The 13,557-nt window shown below is 74.9% G+C and carries 14 protein-coding genes; 11 read left to right on the top strand and 3 right to left on the bottom strand.

The annotated features are described in order from the left end of the window. On the top strand, nucleotides 1-298 hold a 298-nt coding region (locus ACFY7H_RS28460; RefSeq protein ID WP_386275817.1), incomplete at its 5' end, for a methionine adenosyltransferase domain-containing protein. 55 nt (nucleotides 299-353) lie between these two features. Continuing rightward, entirely contained in the window at nucleotides 354-2,483 is a 2,130-nt protein-coding gene (locus ACFY7H_RS28465) for a primosomal protein N' (protein ID WP_388943619.1), read from the top strand. A 169-nt stretch (nucleotides 2,484-2,652) separates the two neighbouring features. Here ACFY7H_RS28465 and ACFY7H_RS28470 read toward each other — a convergent pair whose 3' ends face one another. Then, nucleotides 2,653-3,183 carry a hypothetical protein gene (locus ACFY7H_RS28470; RefSeq protein WP_388943620.1) on the bottom strand — a complete coding sequence of 177 codons (531 nt, stop codon included), beginning with the start codon at nucleotides 3,181-3,183 and terminating at the stop codon, nucleotides 2,653-2,655. A gap of 248 nt (nucleotides 3,184-3,431) precedes the next feature. On the opposite strand from ACFY7H_RS28470, the gene fmt reads away from it, so the two are divergent. Together fmt and ACFY7H_RS28480 are read left to right on the top strand one after the other, a co-directional pair. Then, a complete protein-coding gene (gene fmt / locus ACFY7H_RS28475) occupies nucleotides 3,432-4,376 on the top strand; it encodes a methionyl-tRNA formyltransferase (RefSeq protein WP_388943623.1) in 945 nt (314 codons plus the stop codon). A gap of 52 nt (nucleotides 4,377-4,428) precedes the next feature. Further along, nucleotides 4,429-5,895, top strand: coding sequence for an RsmB/NOP family class I SAM-dependent RNA methyltransferase (locus tag ACFY7H_RS28480; RefSeq protein ID WP_388943626.1), 1,467 nt, complete (start codon nucleotides 4,429-4,431; stop codon nucleotides 5,893-5,895). Nucleotides 5,896-5,913: 18 nt separating this feature from the next. Here ACFY7H_RS28480 and ACFY7H_RS28485 read toward each other — a convergent pair whose 3' ends face one another. Beyond that, a complete protein-coding gene (locus ACFY7H_RS28485; protein ID WP_388943629.1) occupies nucleotides 5,914-7,167 on the bottom strand; it encodes an MFS transporter in 1,254 nt (417 codons plus the stop codon). A gap of 134 nt (nucleotides 7,168-7,301) precedes the next feature. Between ACFY7H_RS28485 and rpe the strand changes: the two genes are divergently transcribed. The 6 genes from rpe to ACFY7H_RS28515 all read left to right on the top strand — a co-directional run bounded on the left by rpe (nucleotide 7,302) and on the right by ACFY7H_RS28515 (nucleotide 11,357). Further along, the gene (gene rpe, locus ACFY7H_RS28490; RefSeq protein WP_388943631.1) at nucleotides 7,302-7,988 is read left to right on the top strand and encodes a ribulose-phosphate 3-epimerase; all 687 of its coding nucleotides are present in this window, start codon (nucleotides 7,302-7,304) and stop codon (nucleotides 7,986-7,988) included. A 138-nt stretch (nucleotides 7,989-8,126) separates the two neighbouring features. Further along, entirely contained in the window at nucleotides 8,127-9,140 is a 1,014-nt protein-coding gene (locus ACFY7H_RS28495; protein WP_042800630.1) for a sugar-binding transcriptional regulator, read from the top strand. 141 nt (nucleotides 9,141-9,281) lie between these two features. Beyond that, a complete protein-coding gene (locus ACFY7H_RS28500) occupies nucleotides 9,282-9,503 on the top strand; it encodes a hypothetical protein (RefSeq protein ID WP_388943635.1) in 222 nt (73 codons plus the stop codon). 49 nt (nucleotides 9,504-9,552) lie between these two features. Beyond that, complete coding sequence (locus ACFY7H_RS28505; protein ID WP_388943638.1) at nucleotides 9,553-9,990, top strand: ribonuclease domain-containing protein; 438 nt, start codon at nucleotides 9,553-9,555, stop codon at nucleotides 9,988-9,990. Continuing rightward, entirely contained in the window at nucleotides 9,987-10,361 is a 375-nt protein-coding gene (locus ACFY7H_RS28510) for a barstar family protein (protein WP_388943641.1), read from the top strand. The genes ACFY7H_RS28505 and ACFY7H_RS28510 overlap by 4 nt, the downstream gene beginning before the upstream one ends. Before the next feature lie 735 nt (nucleotides 10,362-11,096). Further along, nucleotides 11,097-11,357 carry a hypothetical protein gene (locus tag ACFY7H_RS28515; protein WP_388943644.1) on the top strand — a complete coding sequence of 87 codons (261 nt, stop codon included), beginning with the start codon at nucleotides 11,097-11,099 and terminating at the stop codon, nucleotides 11,355-11,357. A gap of 87 nt (nucleotides 11,358-11,444) precedes the next feature. Here the strand turns inward: ACFY7H_RS28515 and ACFY7H_RS28520 are convergent, their stop codons facing one another. Next, nucleotides 11,445-11,810 (bottom strand): hypothetical protein, encoded by a 366-nt coding sequence (locus tag ACFY7H_RS28520; protein WP_388943647.1) that lies wholly within the window; start codon nucleotides 11,808-11,810, stop codon nucleotides 11,445-11,447. Nucleotides 11,811-12,048: 238 nt separating this feature from the next. On the opposite strand from ACFY7H_RS28520, the gene ACFY7H_RS28525 reads away from it, so the two are divergent. Further along, nucleotides 12,049-13,491, top strand: coding sequence for a GuaB1 family IMP dehydrogenase-related protein (locus tag ACFY7H_RS28525; protein WP_388943650.1), 1,443 nt, complete (start codon nucleotides 12,049-12,051; stop codon nucleotides 13,489-13,491). Nucleotides 13,492-13,557 lie beyond the last annotated feature (66 nt).

Below are 13,557 nucleotides of genomic sequence, written 5' to 3' on the forward strand. Positions count from 1 at the left end.
CGCCGCCGGTCTGGCCGCACGCTGCGAGGTCCAGGTCGCCTACGCCATCGGCAAGGCAGAGCCCGTCGGTCTCTTCGTCGAGACCTTCGGCACCGCCAAGGTCGACGTCCAGAAGATCGAGGACGCCATCGCCGAGGTCTTCGACCTCCGCCCCGCCGCGATCATCCGCGACCTCGATCTGCTGCGCCCGATCTACGCCCAGACGGCCGCCTACGGCCACTTCGGCCGCGAGCTCCCCGACTTCACCTGGGAGCGCACCGACCGCGTCGACGCCCTGCGCGCCGCCGCCGGCCTGTAAGCGGCGCAGCCCGCCCGACGAACGGCCCCGGACCCTCGTGGTCCGGGGCCGTTCGATGTCAGTGGGGTTTGCTAGAAATGCCTGTGTGAGCAGCGCGAACGAGTCCCAGCCGGAACAGCTCGCCCTGATCCGGGAAATGGTCGCCGAGGCGAAGGCCAAGGCGCCCAAGGCGAAGCCGCGCACCTGGCGGGGGGCCGCCGTGGCCGAGGAGCTGCCCGTCGCCCGGGTCCTCGTGAACAAGGGCGTCCTCCACCTCGACCGGCTCTTCGACTACGCCGTGCCCGCCGAGCTGTCGGAGGCCGCCCAGCCCGGTGTGCGCGTCCGGGTCCGCTTCGGCGCGGGCGGACACCGGGTGCACGGCGGCCGCCGCGAGGGCGGCGGGCTCATCGACGGTTTCATCGTGGAACGGCGTGCCGAGTCCGACTACGAAGGGGCCCTGGCCGCCCTCGCCCAGGTGGTCTCGCCCGAGGTGGTCCTCGGCCCGGGCATGCTGGCCCTCGCCCGGGCCGTCGCCGACCGGTACGCCGGAAGCCTGGCCGACGTGCTCCAGCTGGCCCTGCCCCCGCGCAGCGCCCGGGCCGAGGCCAGGCCCTCGCCCGCACCGCTGCCGCCGCCCCCCGCTCCCGAGCCCGGCGGCTGGACCCGCTACGGCGCCGGGCCCGCCTTCCTGCGGGCCCTGGCCACCGGAGGCACCCCGCGCGCGGTGTGGACCGCGCTGCCCGGTCCCGGCTGGGCCGACGAGCTCGCCCGGGCCATGGCGGCCACCCTCGCCTCCGGGCGCGGTGCCCTCGCGGTGGTGCCCGACGGGCGCACCGCCGCCCGGGTCGACACCGCCCTCACCGCCCTGCTGGGCGAGGGGAGGCACGCGCTGCTGACCGCCGAGTCCGGCCCCGAGAAGCGCTACGGGCAGTGGCTCGCGGTGAGCCGGGGTTCCGTCCGCGCCGTGGTCGGCACCCGGGCGGCGATGTTCGCCCCCGTGCGCGACCTCGGGCTGGTCGCGGTCTGGGACGACGGCGACTCCAGCCACAGCGACGACCACGCCCCCTTCCCGCACGTGCGGGAGGTGCTGGAGCTCCGCGCGGTCAGCGACGGCTGCGGCTTCCTGGCCGGGAGCACCAGCTGTACCGTCGAGGCCGCCCAGCTGGTGGAGTCCGGCTGGGCCCGGCCGCTCGTCGCGGACCGCGAGACCGTACGGGCCGTCGCGCCCCGCATCCGGACCGTCGGCGACGAGCTGCTGGCCCGGGACGGGGCGGCCCGCGCCGCCCGGCTGCCCAGCCTGGCCTGGGAGACCGTACGGGAGGGCCTGAAGAGCGGGCCCGTACTGGTCCAGGTGCCGCGGCGCGGGTACGTGCCCCGGCTGGCCTGCGAGCGCTGCCGGACGCCCGCCCGCTGCACGGTGTGCGCCGGGCCGCTGGAGGCCCCCGACGAGCGGGAGCTGCACTGCGGCTGGTGCGGGCGGGCCGAGAGCGCCTGGCACTGCGAGGAGTGCGGCTCCTTCCGGCTGCGGGCCCAGGTGGTGGGCGCGCGGCGGACCGCCGAGGAGCTGGGCCGCGCCTTCCCCGCCGTTCCCGTACGGACCTCCGGGCGCGACCACGTGCTGGACGAGGTGCCCGACCGGCCCGCGCTGGTGGTGTGCACCCCGGGCGCCGAGCCGGTCGCGGCGGGCGCCGGTTACGCGGCCGCGCTGCTGCTGGACGGCTGGGCGATGCTCGGCAGGCCCGACCTGCGGGCCGGGGAGGACGCCCTGCGCCGCTGGATCGCCGCCGCCTCGCTGGTCCGCGGCGACGGGCAGGTGGTGGTGGTCGCCGAGCCGACGCTGCGGCCCGTGCAGGCCCTGGTGCGCTGGGACCCGGTCGGGCACGCCGTGCGGGAACTGGCCGAGCGGGCCCAGCTGGGCTTCCCGCCGGTGTCCCGGATGGCCGCGGTGGCCGGCCGGGCGGACGCGCTGGAGGCCTTCCTCGAAGCCGCGGACCTGCCGGCGGACGCGGAGGTCCTGGGGCCCGTACCGCTGCCCGCGCGGCGCGGCGAGCCCTCCCCGGGGGAACGGGCACTGGTGCGGGTCCCGCCGGGGAGCGGGGCCGCGCTGGCCCGGGCGCTGAAGGAGGCGCAGGCCGCCCGGCTGGCGCGGGGGGTTCCGGCGGGGGAGGCGGTCCGGGTCCGGATCGACCCGCCGGACATCGGCTGACCCGGCGCACGCACCGGGTCCGGTGGCCCGGAGCGGGAGGGCGCGGGCACCGGTCGGGCCCGGACGTGCGAAACCCCGGCGGGGCGGCCACTGGGCCGCCCCGCCGGGGGTGGGTACCGCGCCGCGCCCGGCCGTCGGGGGTCGGCGTCCCGGCGGAGGCGGGCGGCGGTCAGCCGTTGCGGGGGCCGGGGAAGGCCGAGGTGCGGCCCGCCGGTACGGCCGTGGCGCCGGCCTGCGCATCTTCGCGCACGGGTTGCGGGGGAACCGAGCGCGCCGCCGGGATGGTGGGGACCGGTCCCAGGGTGCGGGTCGTGGTGCCCTCGGACAGCGGCTCCGCGGCCTCGGCGGCCTGCGCGCGGCGTGCGCCGTAGCGGCGGTGCACGGCCTGCTTGGTGACGCCGAGCGCCGAGCCGACGGCGTCCCAGGAGAAGCCGAGGGAGCGGTCGAAGTCCACCGCGGCGGTGACCAGCGTCTCGACGCTGTCCCTCAGCTCCTGCGCGAGCCGGACGGTGGGGGCGGGGGCCCTGCCGTAGACGACGAAGCCCGTGGAGGGCCCTGAGCGGCGCGGACGGTACACGTTTCCGAGCTGGGCCGTGAGCGTCCGCAGCGCGTCCACCTGCCGGCGAACCCGCTCGATGTCCCGCACCAGGAGGTGCAGGCTGGCCCGTGCTTGGGCGTCATGGGTGGCGTGGTCGGCCATGGAGAAGCCTCTCGAACCGGTGCTGGAGAGCGGATCGGGCCGCAGACACCGTTCTTGATCGCGGCCCGTTTCGGTCAATCTCTCTTGACCAACGCGTCAGCGGGCGCCCAGGTCACGCACTGGGGGCGTGTCGGCATATGCGAGGGGCGCGCGTGTGTGCGTACGCCCCCCGATACCGCAGGTGGGCCCGGGTGGGCGTCCCATAGACTGGTGTGCTGCTGACAGCCGAGATAGCGAGGTAGGACCCAGTGAAGCTCGTCTTCGCAGGCACCCCCGAGGTCGCCGTACCCGCCCTGGACGCCCTGATCGCCTCCGGGCGCCACGAGGTCGCTGCCGTCGTCACCCGGCCCGACGCCCCCGCCGGGCGCGGGCGGCGCCTGGTCGCCAGCCCCGTCGCCGAGCGCGCCGAGGAGGCCGGCATCGAGGTCCTCAAGCCGGTCCGGCCGCGCGACGAGGAGTTCCAGGCCCGGCTGCGGGAGATCGCCCCGGACTGCTGCCCGGTCGTCGCGTACGGGGCGCTGATCCCCAAGAGCGCGCTCGACATCCCCCGCCACGGGTGGGTCAACCTGCACTTCTCGCTGCTGCCGAGCTGGCGCGGGGCGGCTCCCGTCCAGCACTCGATCATGGCGGGGGACCAGGTCACCGGTGCCTCCACCTTCCGCATCGAGGAGGGCCTCGACACCGGTCCGGTCTTCGGGGTCCTCACCGAGGAGATCCGCCCGACCGACACCAGCGGCGACCTGCTGACCCGCCTCGCCTTCGCCGGGTCCGGACTGCTGTCCGCGACCATGGACGGGATCGAGGACGGCAGCCTGCGCGCCATGGAGCAGCCCGCGGAGGGAGTCTCCCTCGCGCCGAAGATCACCGTCGAGGACGCCCGGGTCGACTGGAACGCGCCCGCGCTGCGCGCCGACCGCGTGGTGCGCGGCTGCACTCCCGCCCCCGGGGCCTGGACCGTCTTCCGCGGTGAGCGCCTCAAGCTGATCTCCCTCGGGCTCGTTCCCGAGCGCACCGACCTGGCCCCCGGCGTGCTGGCCCCGGCCAAGAACAACGTCCACGTGGGCACCGGCTCGCACGCCGTCGAGCTGCTCTGGGTGCAGCCGCAGGGCAAGAAGCCGATGAAGGGCGCCGACTGGGCCCGCGGGGTGCGCATCGCTCCCGGCGAGCGCCTGGGCGCGCCCGTCGTAGGCTGATCCCGAGCCTCCCCTTCGCAACCGCACCTCGTAACCCCGGAGCACCTTTCACGTGAGCGAACAGCCCCGTCGTCGTCCCGCCCCCAAGACGGGCGCCGGCAAGCAGGCCAAGCCCTACCGCCGGCCGCAGAAGGACCCCGTCCGGCTGCTGGCCTTCGAGGCGCTGCGGGCGGTGGACGAGCGCGACGCGTACGCGAACCTGGTCCTGCCCCCGCTGCTGAAGAAGGCCCGGCAGGACGAGCGGTTCCAGGCGCGCGACGCGGCCCTGGCGACCGAGCTGGTCTACGGGACCCTGCGCCGGCAGGGCACGTACGACGCGGTCATCGCCGCCTGCGTGGACCGGCCGCTGCGCGAGGTGGACCCGCCGGTCCTGGACGTGCTCTCGCTCGGCGCGCACCAGCTGCTGGGGACCCGCATCCCCACCCACGCGGCGGTCTCCGCCAGCGTGGAGCTGGCCCGCGTGGTGCTCGGCGACGGGCGGGCGAAGTTCGTCAACGCCGTGCTGCGCAAGATCGCCGCCCACGACCTGGAGGGCTGGCTGGAGCGGGTCGCGCCGCCGTACGAGGAGGACGCCGAGGAGCACCTGGCGGTCTACCACTCCCACCCCCGCTGGGTGGTCAGCGCCCTGTGGGACGCGCTGGGCGGTGGCCGTGCCGGGATCGAGGACCTGCTGGAGGCCGACAACGAGCGGCCCGAGGTGACGCTGGTGGCACGCCCCGGCCGGTCCACGCCGCAGGAGCTGCTGGAGGCGGTCGGCGAGGACTCGGCGCTGCCGGGGCGCTGGTCCCCGTACGCCGTCCGGATGGCCGAGGGCGGCGAGCCCGGCGCGCTGGAGGCGGTGCGCGAGGGGCGCGCCGGTGTGCAGGACGAGGGCAGCCAGCTGGTGGCCATGGCCCTGGCGGCGGTCCCGGTCGAGGGCCGTGACGAGCGGTGGCTGGACGGCTGCGCGGGTCCGGGCGGCAAGGCGGCGCTGCTGGGCGCGCTGGCGGCGCGGCGCGGGGCGTTCCTGCTGGCCTCCGAGAAGCAGCCGCACCGGGCGCGCCTGGTCGAGCGGGCCCTGTCCGGGAACCCGGGTCCGTACCAGGTCATCACGGCCGACGGCACCCGGCCGCCGTGGCTGCCGGGCTCCTTCGACCGGGTCCTGATGGACGTCCCCTGTTCGGGCCTGGGGGCGCTGCGGCGCCGTCCGGAGGCCCGCTGGCGGCGTCGCCCGGAGGACCTGGAGGGCTTCGCGCCGCTCCAGCGGGCCCTGCTGCGCGAGGCCCTGTCCGCCGTGCGCGTGGGCGGTGTCGTGGGCTACGCGACCTGCTCCCCGCACCTGGCGGAGACGCGGGTGGTCGTGGACGACGTCCTCAAGGGCCGGGGCGCCGGGGCGCAGCCGGTGGCGGCCGAACTGATCGACGCCCGTCCGTACATGGAGGGCGTACCGGCGCTGGGCGACGGCCCGGACGTCCAGCTGTGGCCGCACCTGCACGGTACGGACGCCATGTACCTGGCCCTGCTGCGCCGGACGGCCTGAACTCCCGGGCGGCGGTGGTCACCCTTCCACGGAGCGCCGGCCGCGGATCGGCGACAGCAGCGTCGGTACGAAGGAGAGCGCCAGGAGGGCCGCGCCGGCCCAGAGGGTGGTGCGCAGGCCGGCGAGCTCCGCGAGGAGACCGGAGGCGGCCGAGCCGAGGGCGATGGCGCCGGTCAGCATGAACCGGAAGGTGGCGTTCATGCGGCCGAGGAGCGGGTCCGGGGTCAGGTGCTGGCGGAGGCTGACGCCCAGGACGTTGCCGCTGCCGATCGTCACGGTGGACACGAGCCAGCCCGCCCCGGCCGCCCACAGCCACGGCCCCCGGTCCGCCATCGGGACCAGCAGGGCCGCCGGCGTCAGGCTCAGGGTCAGGGCGGTGCCGTAGCCCGCCCGGGCCGCGAAGGGCCGGGCCAGCCGGGCGCCGCACAGCAGCCCGGCCCCGCCCGCGGCCCAGAACAGGCCGAGCGCCCCGGCGGAGAGGCCGAGCTCGGCCACGAAGAGCACCGGCAGCATGGCGTTGATCATGGAGCCGCCCAGGTTGTTCAGACTGGCCGTCAGTGCCAGGGCACGCAGCTCGGAGTGGCCCAGTACGTGCCTCAGCCCCTCGGAGATCTGCGCGCGCAGCGGGATCCGCGCGGCGGCGGGCGGCTTGGGGACCGGACGGACGCTCAGCATCCGCAGGCCGGAGCCGAGGTGCCCGAGGGCCGCGCAGGCCAGCGCGACGGGGGCGGTCAGCAAGGCGATCAGGGCGCCGCCCGCGCCCCGGCCCGCGATGTTCGCGACGGCCATCAGGGTCGCCAGGGCGGCGTTCGCGCGGACCAGGCCGCCCCGGCCGACGAGCTGGGGCAGGGCGCTCTGGGAGCCGACCTCGCCGAACACGGTGGCGCAGCCGGTGAGGAGCACGACGGCGTACAGCTGGGGCAGGGTGAGCACGTCCAGCCACCAGGCGAGCGGGAGCGAGGCGACGAGCCCGGCCCGGGCGAGGTCGGCGGTGATCAGGACCCGGCGGGTGCGCAGGCGGTCCACCCAGGCGCCGGCCGGGAGGCCGATGAGCAGGAAGGCGGCGGTGGACAGGGCCGCGAGGGCGCCGACCTGGGCGGGGCTCGCGTCGAGGGCGGTCAGGGCGAGCAGCGGGACGGCGATGTATCCGGTGTTGGCGGCGAACTGGCTCAGGGCCGCGGCGCCGAACAGGGCGCGGAAATCGGGATTGCGCCAGGGGCCGTCGTCGGCGGGGGGAACGGTGGGGGAACCGGTGGCGGGGGCGGTTGTCATGTACGTAACGGTGACCGCGACCCACCGCGAAGGACAAGCGAGTATCGGTGTCTTGATCAATTAAGCTGTGCTACGAGAACGGCGAGTTCCGGGGCCGTGGCCGGAAGTGTCCGGGAGCATGGCAGGCTTGGGGCATGGCCGTTCAGATCAATCCCAGCATCCTGTCCGCCGACTTCGCCCGTCTCGCCGAGGAGGCCAGGGCCGTCGAGGGGGCCGACTGGCTGCACGTCGACGTCATGGACAACCATTTCGTCCCGAACCTGACCCTCGGCGTGCCGATCGTGGAATCCCTCAGCCGGGCCACGGACATCCCGCTGGACCTGCACCTGATGATCGAGGACCCGGACCGCTGGGCGCCGCAGTACGTGGAGGCCGGGGCCGGCTCGGTTACCTTCCACGCCGAGGCCGCCGCGGCCCCCGTGCGCCTCGCGCGGGAGATCCGGGCCAAGGGCGCGCGGGCGGCCATGGCGCTCAAGCCCGGCACCCCGATCGAGCAGTACGAGGACATCCTCCCCGAGCTCGACATGGTGCTGATCATGACGGTCGAGCCCGGCTTCGGCGGCCAGTCCTTCCTCGACATCATGCTCCCCAAGGTCCGCCGGACCCGGGAGCTGATCGCCAAGCACGGGCTCGACCTCTGGCTCCAGGTCGACGGCGGGGTCTCGGCCACGACGATCGAGCGGGTCGCCGAGGCCGGCGCGGACGTGTTCGTGGCGGGCAGCGCGGTCTACGGGGCGGTCGACCCCGCCGCCGCGGTCCGCACCCTGCGCGAGCAGGCGGGCGCGGCCATCGCCGCCGCGCCCTGGGCCTGCGACCACTGAGGCGGGCGCCAGGGGACGGCTCGGTGAACGGAAGCCGTCCAGGCTGATCAATGGCCGTTGGATCTGACAGGATGAACGGCGAGTCGAGAGTGTGAACACGACAGTGTGAACAGCAGTGAGGAGAGCGCGGTGTCTGCAATGTCGGCGGGACGGTCAGCCCTGCGGATGGGACCCGCGGAGCTGGTGCAGGCGGCGGCCATGGCGCGCCGCTTCTACCTGGAGGGCAAGTCCAAGATCCAGATCGCCGAGGAGTTCGGCGTGAGCCGCTTCAAGGTGGCCCGGGTCCTGGAGACCGCCCTCGAACGCGACCTCGTACGCATCGAGATCCGGGTACCCGCGGAACTGGACGCGGAGCGCTCGGACGCGCTCCGCGCCCGCTACGGGCTGCGGCACGCCGTCGTGGTGGAATCGCCCGCCGACGCGAGCGAGGACGCCCCGGACCCGGAGAACCTCGGCGCGGTGGCGGCCGACCTGCTCGGTGAGCTCGTCAACGAGGGCGACGTGCTCGGGCTGGCGTGGGGGCGGTCGACCATCCACATGGCCGCCTCCCTGCACCGGCTGCCCCCCTGCACCGTCGTCCAGCTGACCGGCGTGTACGACGCCGGGACCGCCGAGCGCGGCTCGGTGGAGGCCGTACGCAGGGCCGCGCAGGTCTCGGGCGGGGACGCGCACCCGATCTACGCCCCGATGCTGCTCCCCGACCCGGCGACCGCGGCCGCGCTGCGCAGCCAGACCGGGATCGCGCGGGCCTTCGAGTACTTCGACAAGGTGACCGTCGCGGCCGTGTCCATCGGTTCCTGGGAGCCGGGGATCTCGACCGTCCACGACATGCTGACCGACGAGGAGCGGGCCCACTACGCCTCGCTCGGCGTCGCCGCCGAGATGTCCGCCCACCTCTTCGACAAGGAGGGCCGCCGGGTCGGACGGGACCTGGGCGAGCGCTGCATCACCGTCGAGGCGGACCGGCTGCGCCGGATCCCCGAGGTCGTGGCGATCGCGGGCGGGTTGCGCAAGGCCTCCGCCATCGGCGCGGTGCTCCGCTCCGGGCTGGTGACCAGCCTCGTCACGGACACGGCGGTCGCCGACTACCTGCTGACCGAGTCCGAACCCGGGCTGCGGCCGGCCCTGGACCGGGCCGACCCCGACGACTGACGGGGACGCCCGGACCGGGCCGGCGCCGACGGCAGACGGGCGCGTTCCAGCCGGTGCCGCGGGGGCGTCCGGGGCGAAGGGTGCGCAATCGAGACCTGCGCATGGGGCCGCGGGGCGCTCCGGGGGCGCATACTGGTTGTGATGACCAAGTCAGCAGTACCTCGCCGTCATTTGCCGTCAAGCCCGTTCAAGGCCCCCGCTGAGCCGCCCCTGAGGCGGTTCGACGTCGGCGACCGGGTCAGTCACGACGAGCACGGCCTCGGCCGTGTCGTCGGTGTGGAGGAGGGGGTCGCCGTCCTCGTCGACTTCGGATCGGTCCAGAAGCGCATCCTGAGTCCTTACTTCAAGATGTCCGCACTCTGACACCGCCTGGCTGTTCGCCACCGGATCGGATATTTGGCACGATCGGGGCATGATCCTCAGGAGCGTGCCCCGATCGTTGACGCGTGCGCTCGGAGCTCTGTTCCTGTGCGCCGCGCTGACCGCTGCCCTGGCGGGCTGCGGTGCCAAGGACGCCCCGGCGCGGCTCCCGTCCGCGGCGAGCACCGCCGCCGCCCCCGCGTGGGCCGAGGGAATGCCGACCGTACGGGCCGACGCGCTGCCGCCGCAGGCCCGCGAGGTGCTTGCGCTCATCGACAAGGGCGGCCCGTACGCCCACCGGCAGGACGGGACCGTCTTCGGCAACTTCGAGAAGGTCCTGCCGAAGCGCGAGCGCGGCTATTACCACGAGTACACGGTGCGCACGCCGGGCGAGCGCGGCCGCGGGGCGCGGCGGATCGTGACGGGTCAGGGCGGGGAGTTCTACTACACGGACGACCACTACGAGACCTTCAAGGCGGTTCTGCGATGAGCCTCGACCCGCGGCCGCTCGCGCCCGCCCTGGCCGCCGCGCAGGAGGCCGGCTGGAGCGTCGTACGGCTGGACCTCGACGGCGTGCGGAGCAAGGCGGCGCTGATGCGGCGCTGCGCGCGGGCCCTGCGGGCGCCGGAGTGGTTCGGCGGGAACTGGGACGCGCTGGCCGACGTGCTGGCCGACCTGTCCTGGCTGCCCGAGGCGCCCGGGCGGCTGCTGGCGGTGACCTCGTGGCGCGGCTACGCCGCCGACCGGCCGGACGACTGGGACACCCTGAGGGAGATCCTGGAGGGGGCGGCGGACTTCTGGCGGGAGCAGGACGGCGCTCCCGCGCTGACGGTGCTGCTGGCCGGGCCGGAGCCGCACTGAGGCACCGGCGCCTGCGCACCGGCGCGGAACGGGCCCGCCTGCTGGTCGACGTAGGACGCCGAGCGGTTCGCCGCCAAGGGGGTGCCCGCCGGATCGGTGGTCACCGCCCTGCTGGTGCCCGCGGCCGGCCCGGCCGCCGCCTTCGAGAAGGCCGCCGACCGGGCCACCCGCTGTGCGCCGCCGCCGTACGGATCACCCCCGACGGGCCGCGCATCGCGGTCACCGGAGCGCCCCCCGCCCCCTGCGCCTGCGCGGCGTCGAGGACCGGCTGCGCGGGGGCCCGTACGGGACGGGGACGGTGCTCGCGGCCTTCCGAGCCGAGCCCCGGGAACTGTTCGTCCCCGGGCGCGGCACCTTCGGCCGCATACCTGGGCCACCTCGCGGGCGTGCTCACCGCCCGCGCGCGCTGGCCCGGGCGGCCCTGATCACCGCCTGACCGCCCGCAGGGGACGCCAGGAGGAGGGGAGTTGCCCAGAGTGCCGGAACCGGCCGGGACGAGGACCGCCGGAGGGACCGGGCGGCGGTGTGCCGCCCGCGCCGCGAGAGCGTCCGGCTTCCCGTGCGGGTGCGGTGTACGGGCCCGGTTTGTGGCGGCCGGTGCCGCCGAAGGAGACGGGCAGGGAGCCGTCGACCTCCCCCTCCACACCCTCTGAAGGGGAGTCGAACACGGTCAAGCGCCGAGCCCGCCCAGGCCGATGTCCACGGCCGTCCCGGCGCTGTCGGCCTGGGCGCCCAGTGCGGGAACTGATCGACTCGCTGCGCTCCCGGCGGCGGGTCGTCGAATGGACCCGCCACGGCCGCACCGAGGGTGCGGTGACCCTGCTCACCTCGGCCGCCATCCCCGCCACCCCCGGAGAGGAACGCCCCGCGACCGCCCGGTCCGTCCCGGCCGCCCCGCTACCAGGGCCCGGCCCCGGCGGCGCCCGGCCGCCGGCCGTACTGCCGCCCCGGCCGCTGATCCCCGGGCAGTCGGCGCGCCGCGCCCACATCCCCTGACGCCCGCCGGCACCACCGGGGCGGGCCCGGTGCCCGAGCCGGGCCCGGGCCCGGCCCCCCGGCCACCGAACCGACGGCTCCGCCGGGCTACCCGGCCCCGCCCTTCACGTGGTCGATGACCTCGCGGAACTCCGCCGTCGGGGAGAACTCCACGAACTCGGTGTCCTCCAGCGCCACCGGGACGTGCCCGGGCGACCAGTAGTAGGCGTCCCCCGCCCCGTACTCCTCGTCCCCCTGGGCGGTGCGCATCCTGAGGCGGCCCTTGAGGATGTACCCCCAGTGCGGACACTGGCACATGTCCTCCGGCATCCCCTTGAGGGGCTCGCTCATGTCCGTCCCCTCGGGAAGGCGGAAGAACCCCACGGTGAGGTCCCCGCCGATCTCCTTGAGCCGTATCTCCAGGCCGTCGCCCTCCAGCTCGAGGGGCGTGCCTTCCCGCGTCGTCTTCGCCATGGGTCCTCCCGCCAGACCGGTGGAATCGTCCTCCTCCCACTCTCCGTCCGGCGGTCCGCGCCCGCCCGGCGGGACGGAGGTCCCGTAGGAAACGACCAGGCGGCCCGGAATGTCCTGGACGATCGGCCGGGGCGGCATGAACGCCAGGTCGTGGGAGAATGAAGTACGTGCGTTTCCTCGGCTGGCTGCCCCGTCGAGGCCGTAGAAAGATCCTTCGATCGACTGGGATGTTCAGCACGTGCGTTTCCTCAATGACCTGAAGCCGCCGTACGACCTGACGTACGACGATGTGTTCATGGTGCCGAGCCGCTCCGCGGTCGGCTCCCGCCAGGGCGTGGACCTCTCTTCGCCCGACGGCACCGGCACCACCATTCCCCTCGTCGTGGCGAACATGACCGCCATCGCGGGCCGCCGGATGGCCGAGACCGTCGCCCGCCGGGGTGGAATCGTCGTCATCCCCCAGGACATCCCGATCGAGGTCGTCACCGACGTCATCTCCTGGGTCAAGACCCGCCACCTCGTGCTCGACACCCCGATCACGCTGGCGCCCACCCAGACCGTCGCCGACGCGCTGTCGCTGCTGCCCAAGCGGGCCCACGGCGCCGGCGTGGTCGTCGACGCGGACAACCGCCCGGTCGGCGTGGTCACCGACCACGACCTCACCGGCGTGGACCGCTTCACCCAGCTCTCCGAGGTCATGTCGAAGGAGCTCTTGCTCATCGACGCCGACATCGACCCCCGCGACGCCTTCAACCAGCTCGACGCGGGCCACCGCAAGCTGGCCCCGGCCGTCGACGAGGACGGCAAGCTGGTCGGCATCCTGACCCGCAAGGGCGCCCTGCGCGCGACCCTCTACACCCCGGCCACCGACGCGAACGGCAAGCTGCGCATCGCGGCCGCCGTCGGCATCAACGGCGACTTCGTGGGCAAGGCCAAGCAGCTGCTCGACGCCGGCGTGGACACCCTCGTCATCGACACGGCCCACGGCCACCAGGAGTCGATGATCAACGCGATCAAGGCCGTCCGCGCCCTGGACCCGAAGGTCCCGATCGTGGCCGGCAACATCGTCGCCGCCGACGGCGTCAAGGACCTCATCGAGGCCGGCGCCGACATCATCAAGGTCGGTGTGGGCCCCGGCGCCATGTGCACCACCCGCATGATGACCGGCGTGGGCCGCCCGCAGTTCTCCGCGGTGCTGGAGTGCGCGGCCGAGGCCAAGAAGTACGGCAAGCACGTCTGGGCCGACGGTGGCGTCCGTCACCCGCGCGACGTGGCGATGGCGCTGGCCGCCGGCGCCTCCAACGTCATGATCGGCTCCTGGTTCGCCGGTACGTACGAGTCCCCGGGCGACCTCCAGCAGTCCGCCGAGGGCCACCTGTACAAGGAGTCCTTCGGCATGGCCTCGGCGCGCGCCGTGCGCAACCGCACCTCGGAGGAGTCGGCCTACGACCGCGCCCGCAAGGCGCTGTTCGAGGAGGGCATCTCCACCTCGCGGATGTTCCTCGACCCGGCCCGCCCGGGCGTCGAGGACCTGATCGACTCGATCATCGCGGGCGTCCGCTCCTCCTGCACCTACGCCGGTGCCGGCTCGCTGGCCGAGTTCGAGGAGAAGGCCGTCGTCGGCATCCAGTCCGCCGCCGGCTACGCCGAGGGCAAGCCGCTGCACGCCAGCTGGAGCTGACAGATCCCGTACCCGTGGCCCCCTTCCCCGCCGTGCCGGCGGGGAAGGGGGCCACGGGCGTTTCCC

Source organism: Streptomyces sp. NPDC012794 (assembly GCF_042901085.1).
GTDB lineage: Bacteria > Actinomycetota > Actinomycetes > Streptomycetales > Streptomycetaceae > Streptomyces.

Bases quoted from the DNA above. Each gene is read 5' to 3' on its own strand.
- ACFY7H_RS28465 (WP_388943619.1), top strand. From the start codon at position 354: ATGTCAGTGGGGTTTGCTAGAAATGCCTGTGTGAGCAGCGCGAACGAG.
- ACFY7H_RS28470 (WP_388943620.1), bottom strand. From the start codon at position 3,183: ATGGCCGACCACGCCACCCATGACGCCCAAGCACGGGCCAGCCTGCAC.
- ACFY7H_RS28485 (WP_388943629.1), bottom strand. From the start codon at position 7,167: ATGACAACCGCCCCCGCCACCGGTTCCCCCACCGTTCCCCCCGCCGAC.
- rpe (WP_388943631.1), top strand. From the start codon at position 7,302: ATGGCCGTTCAGATCAATCCCAGCATCCTGTCCGCCGACTTCGCCCGT.
- ACFY7H_RS28495 (WP_042800630.1), top strand. From the start codon at position 8,127: ATGTCGGCGGGACGGTCAGCCCTGCGGATGGGACCCGCGGAGCTGGTG.
- ACFY7H_RS28500 (WP_388943635.1), top strand. From the start codon at position 9,282: ATGACCAAGTCAGCAGTACCTCGCCGTCATTTGCCGTCAAGCCCGTTC.
- ACFY7H_RS28505 (WP_388943638.1), top strand. From the start codon at position 9,553: ATGATCCTCAGGAGCGTGCCCCGATCGTTGACGCGTGCGCTCGGAGCT.
- ACFY7H_RS28510 (WP_388943641.1), top strand. From the start codon at position 9,987: ATGAGCCTCGACCCGCGGCCGCTCGCGCCCGCCCTGGCCGCCGCGCAG.
- ACFY7H_RS28520 (WP_388943647.1), bottom strand. From the start codon at position 11,810: ATGGCGAAGACGACGCGGGAAGGCACGCCCCTCGAGCTGGAGGGCGAC.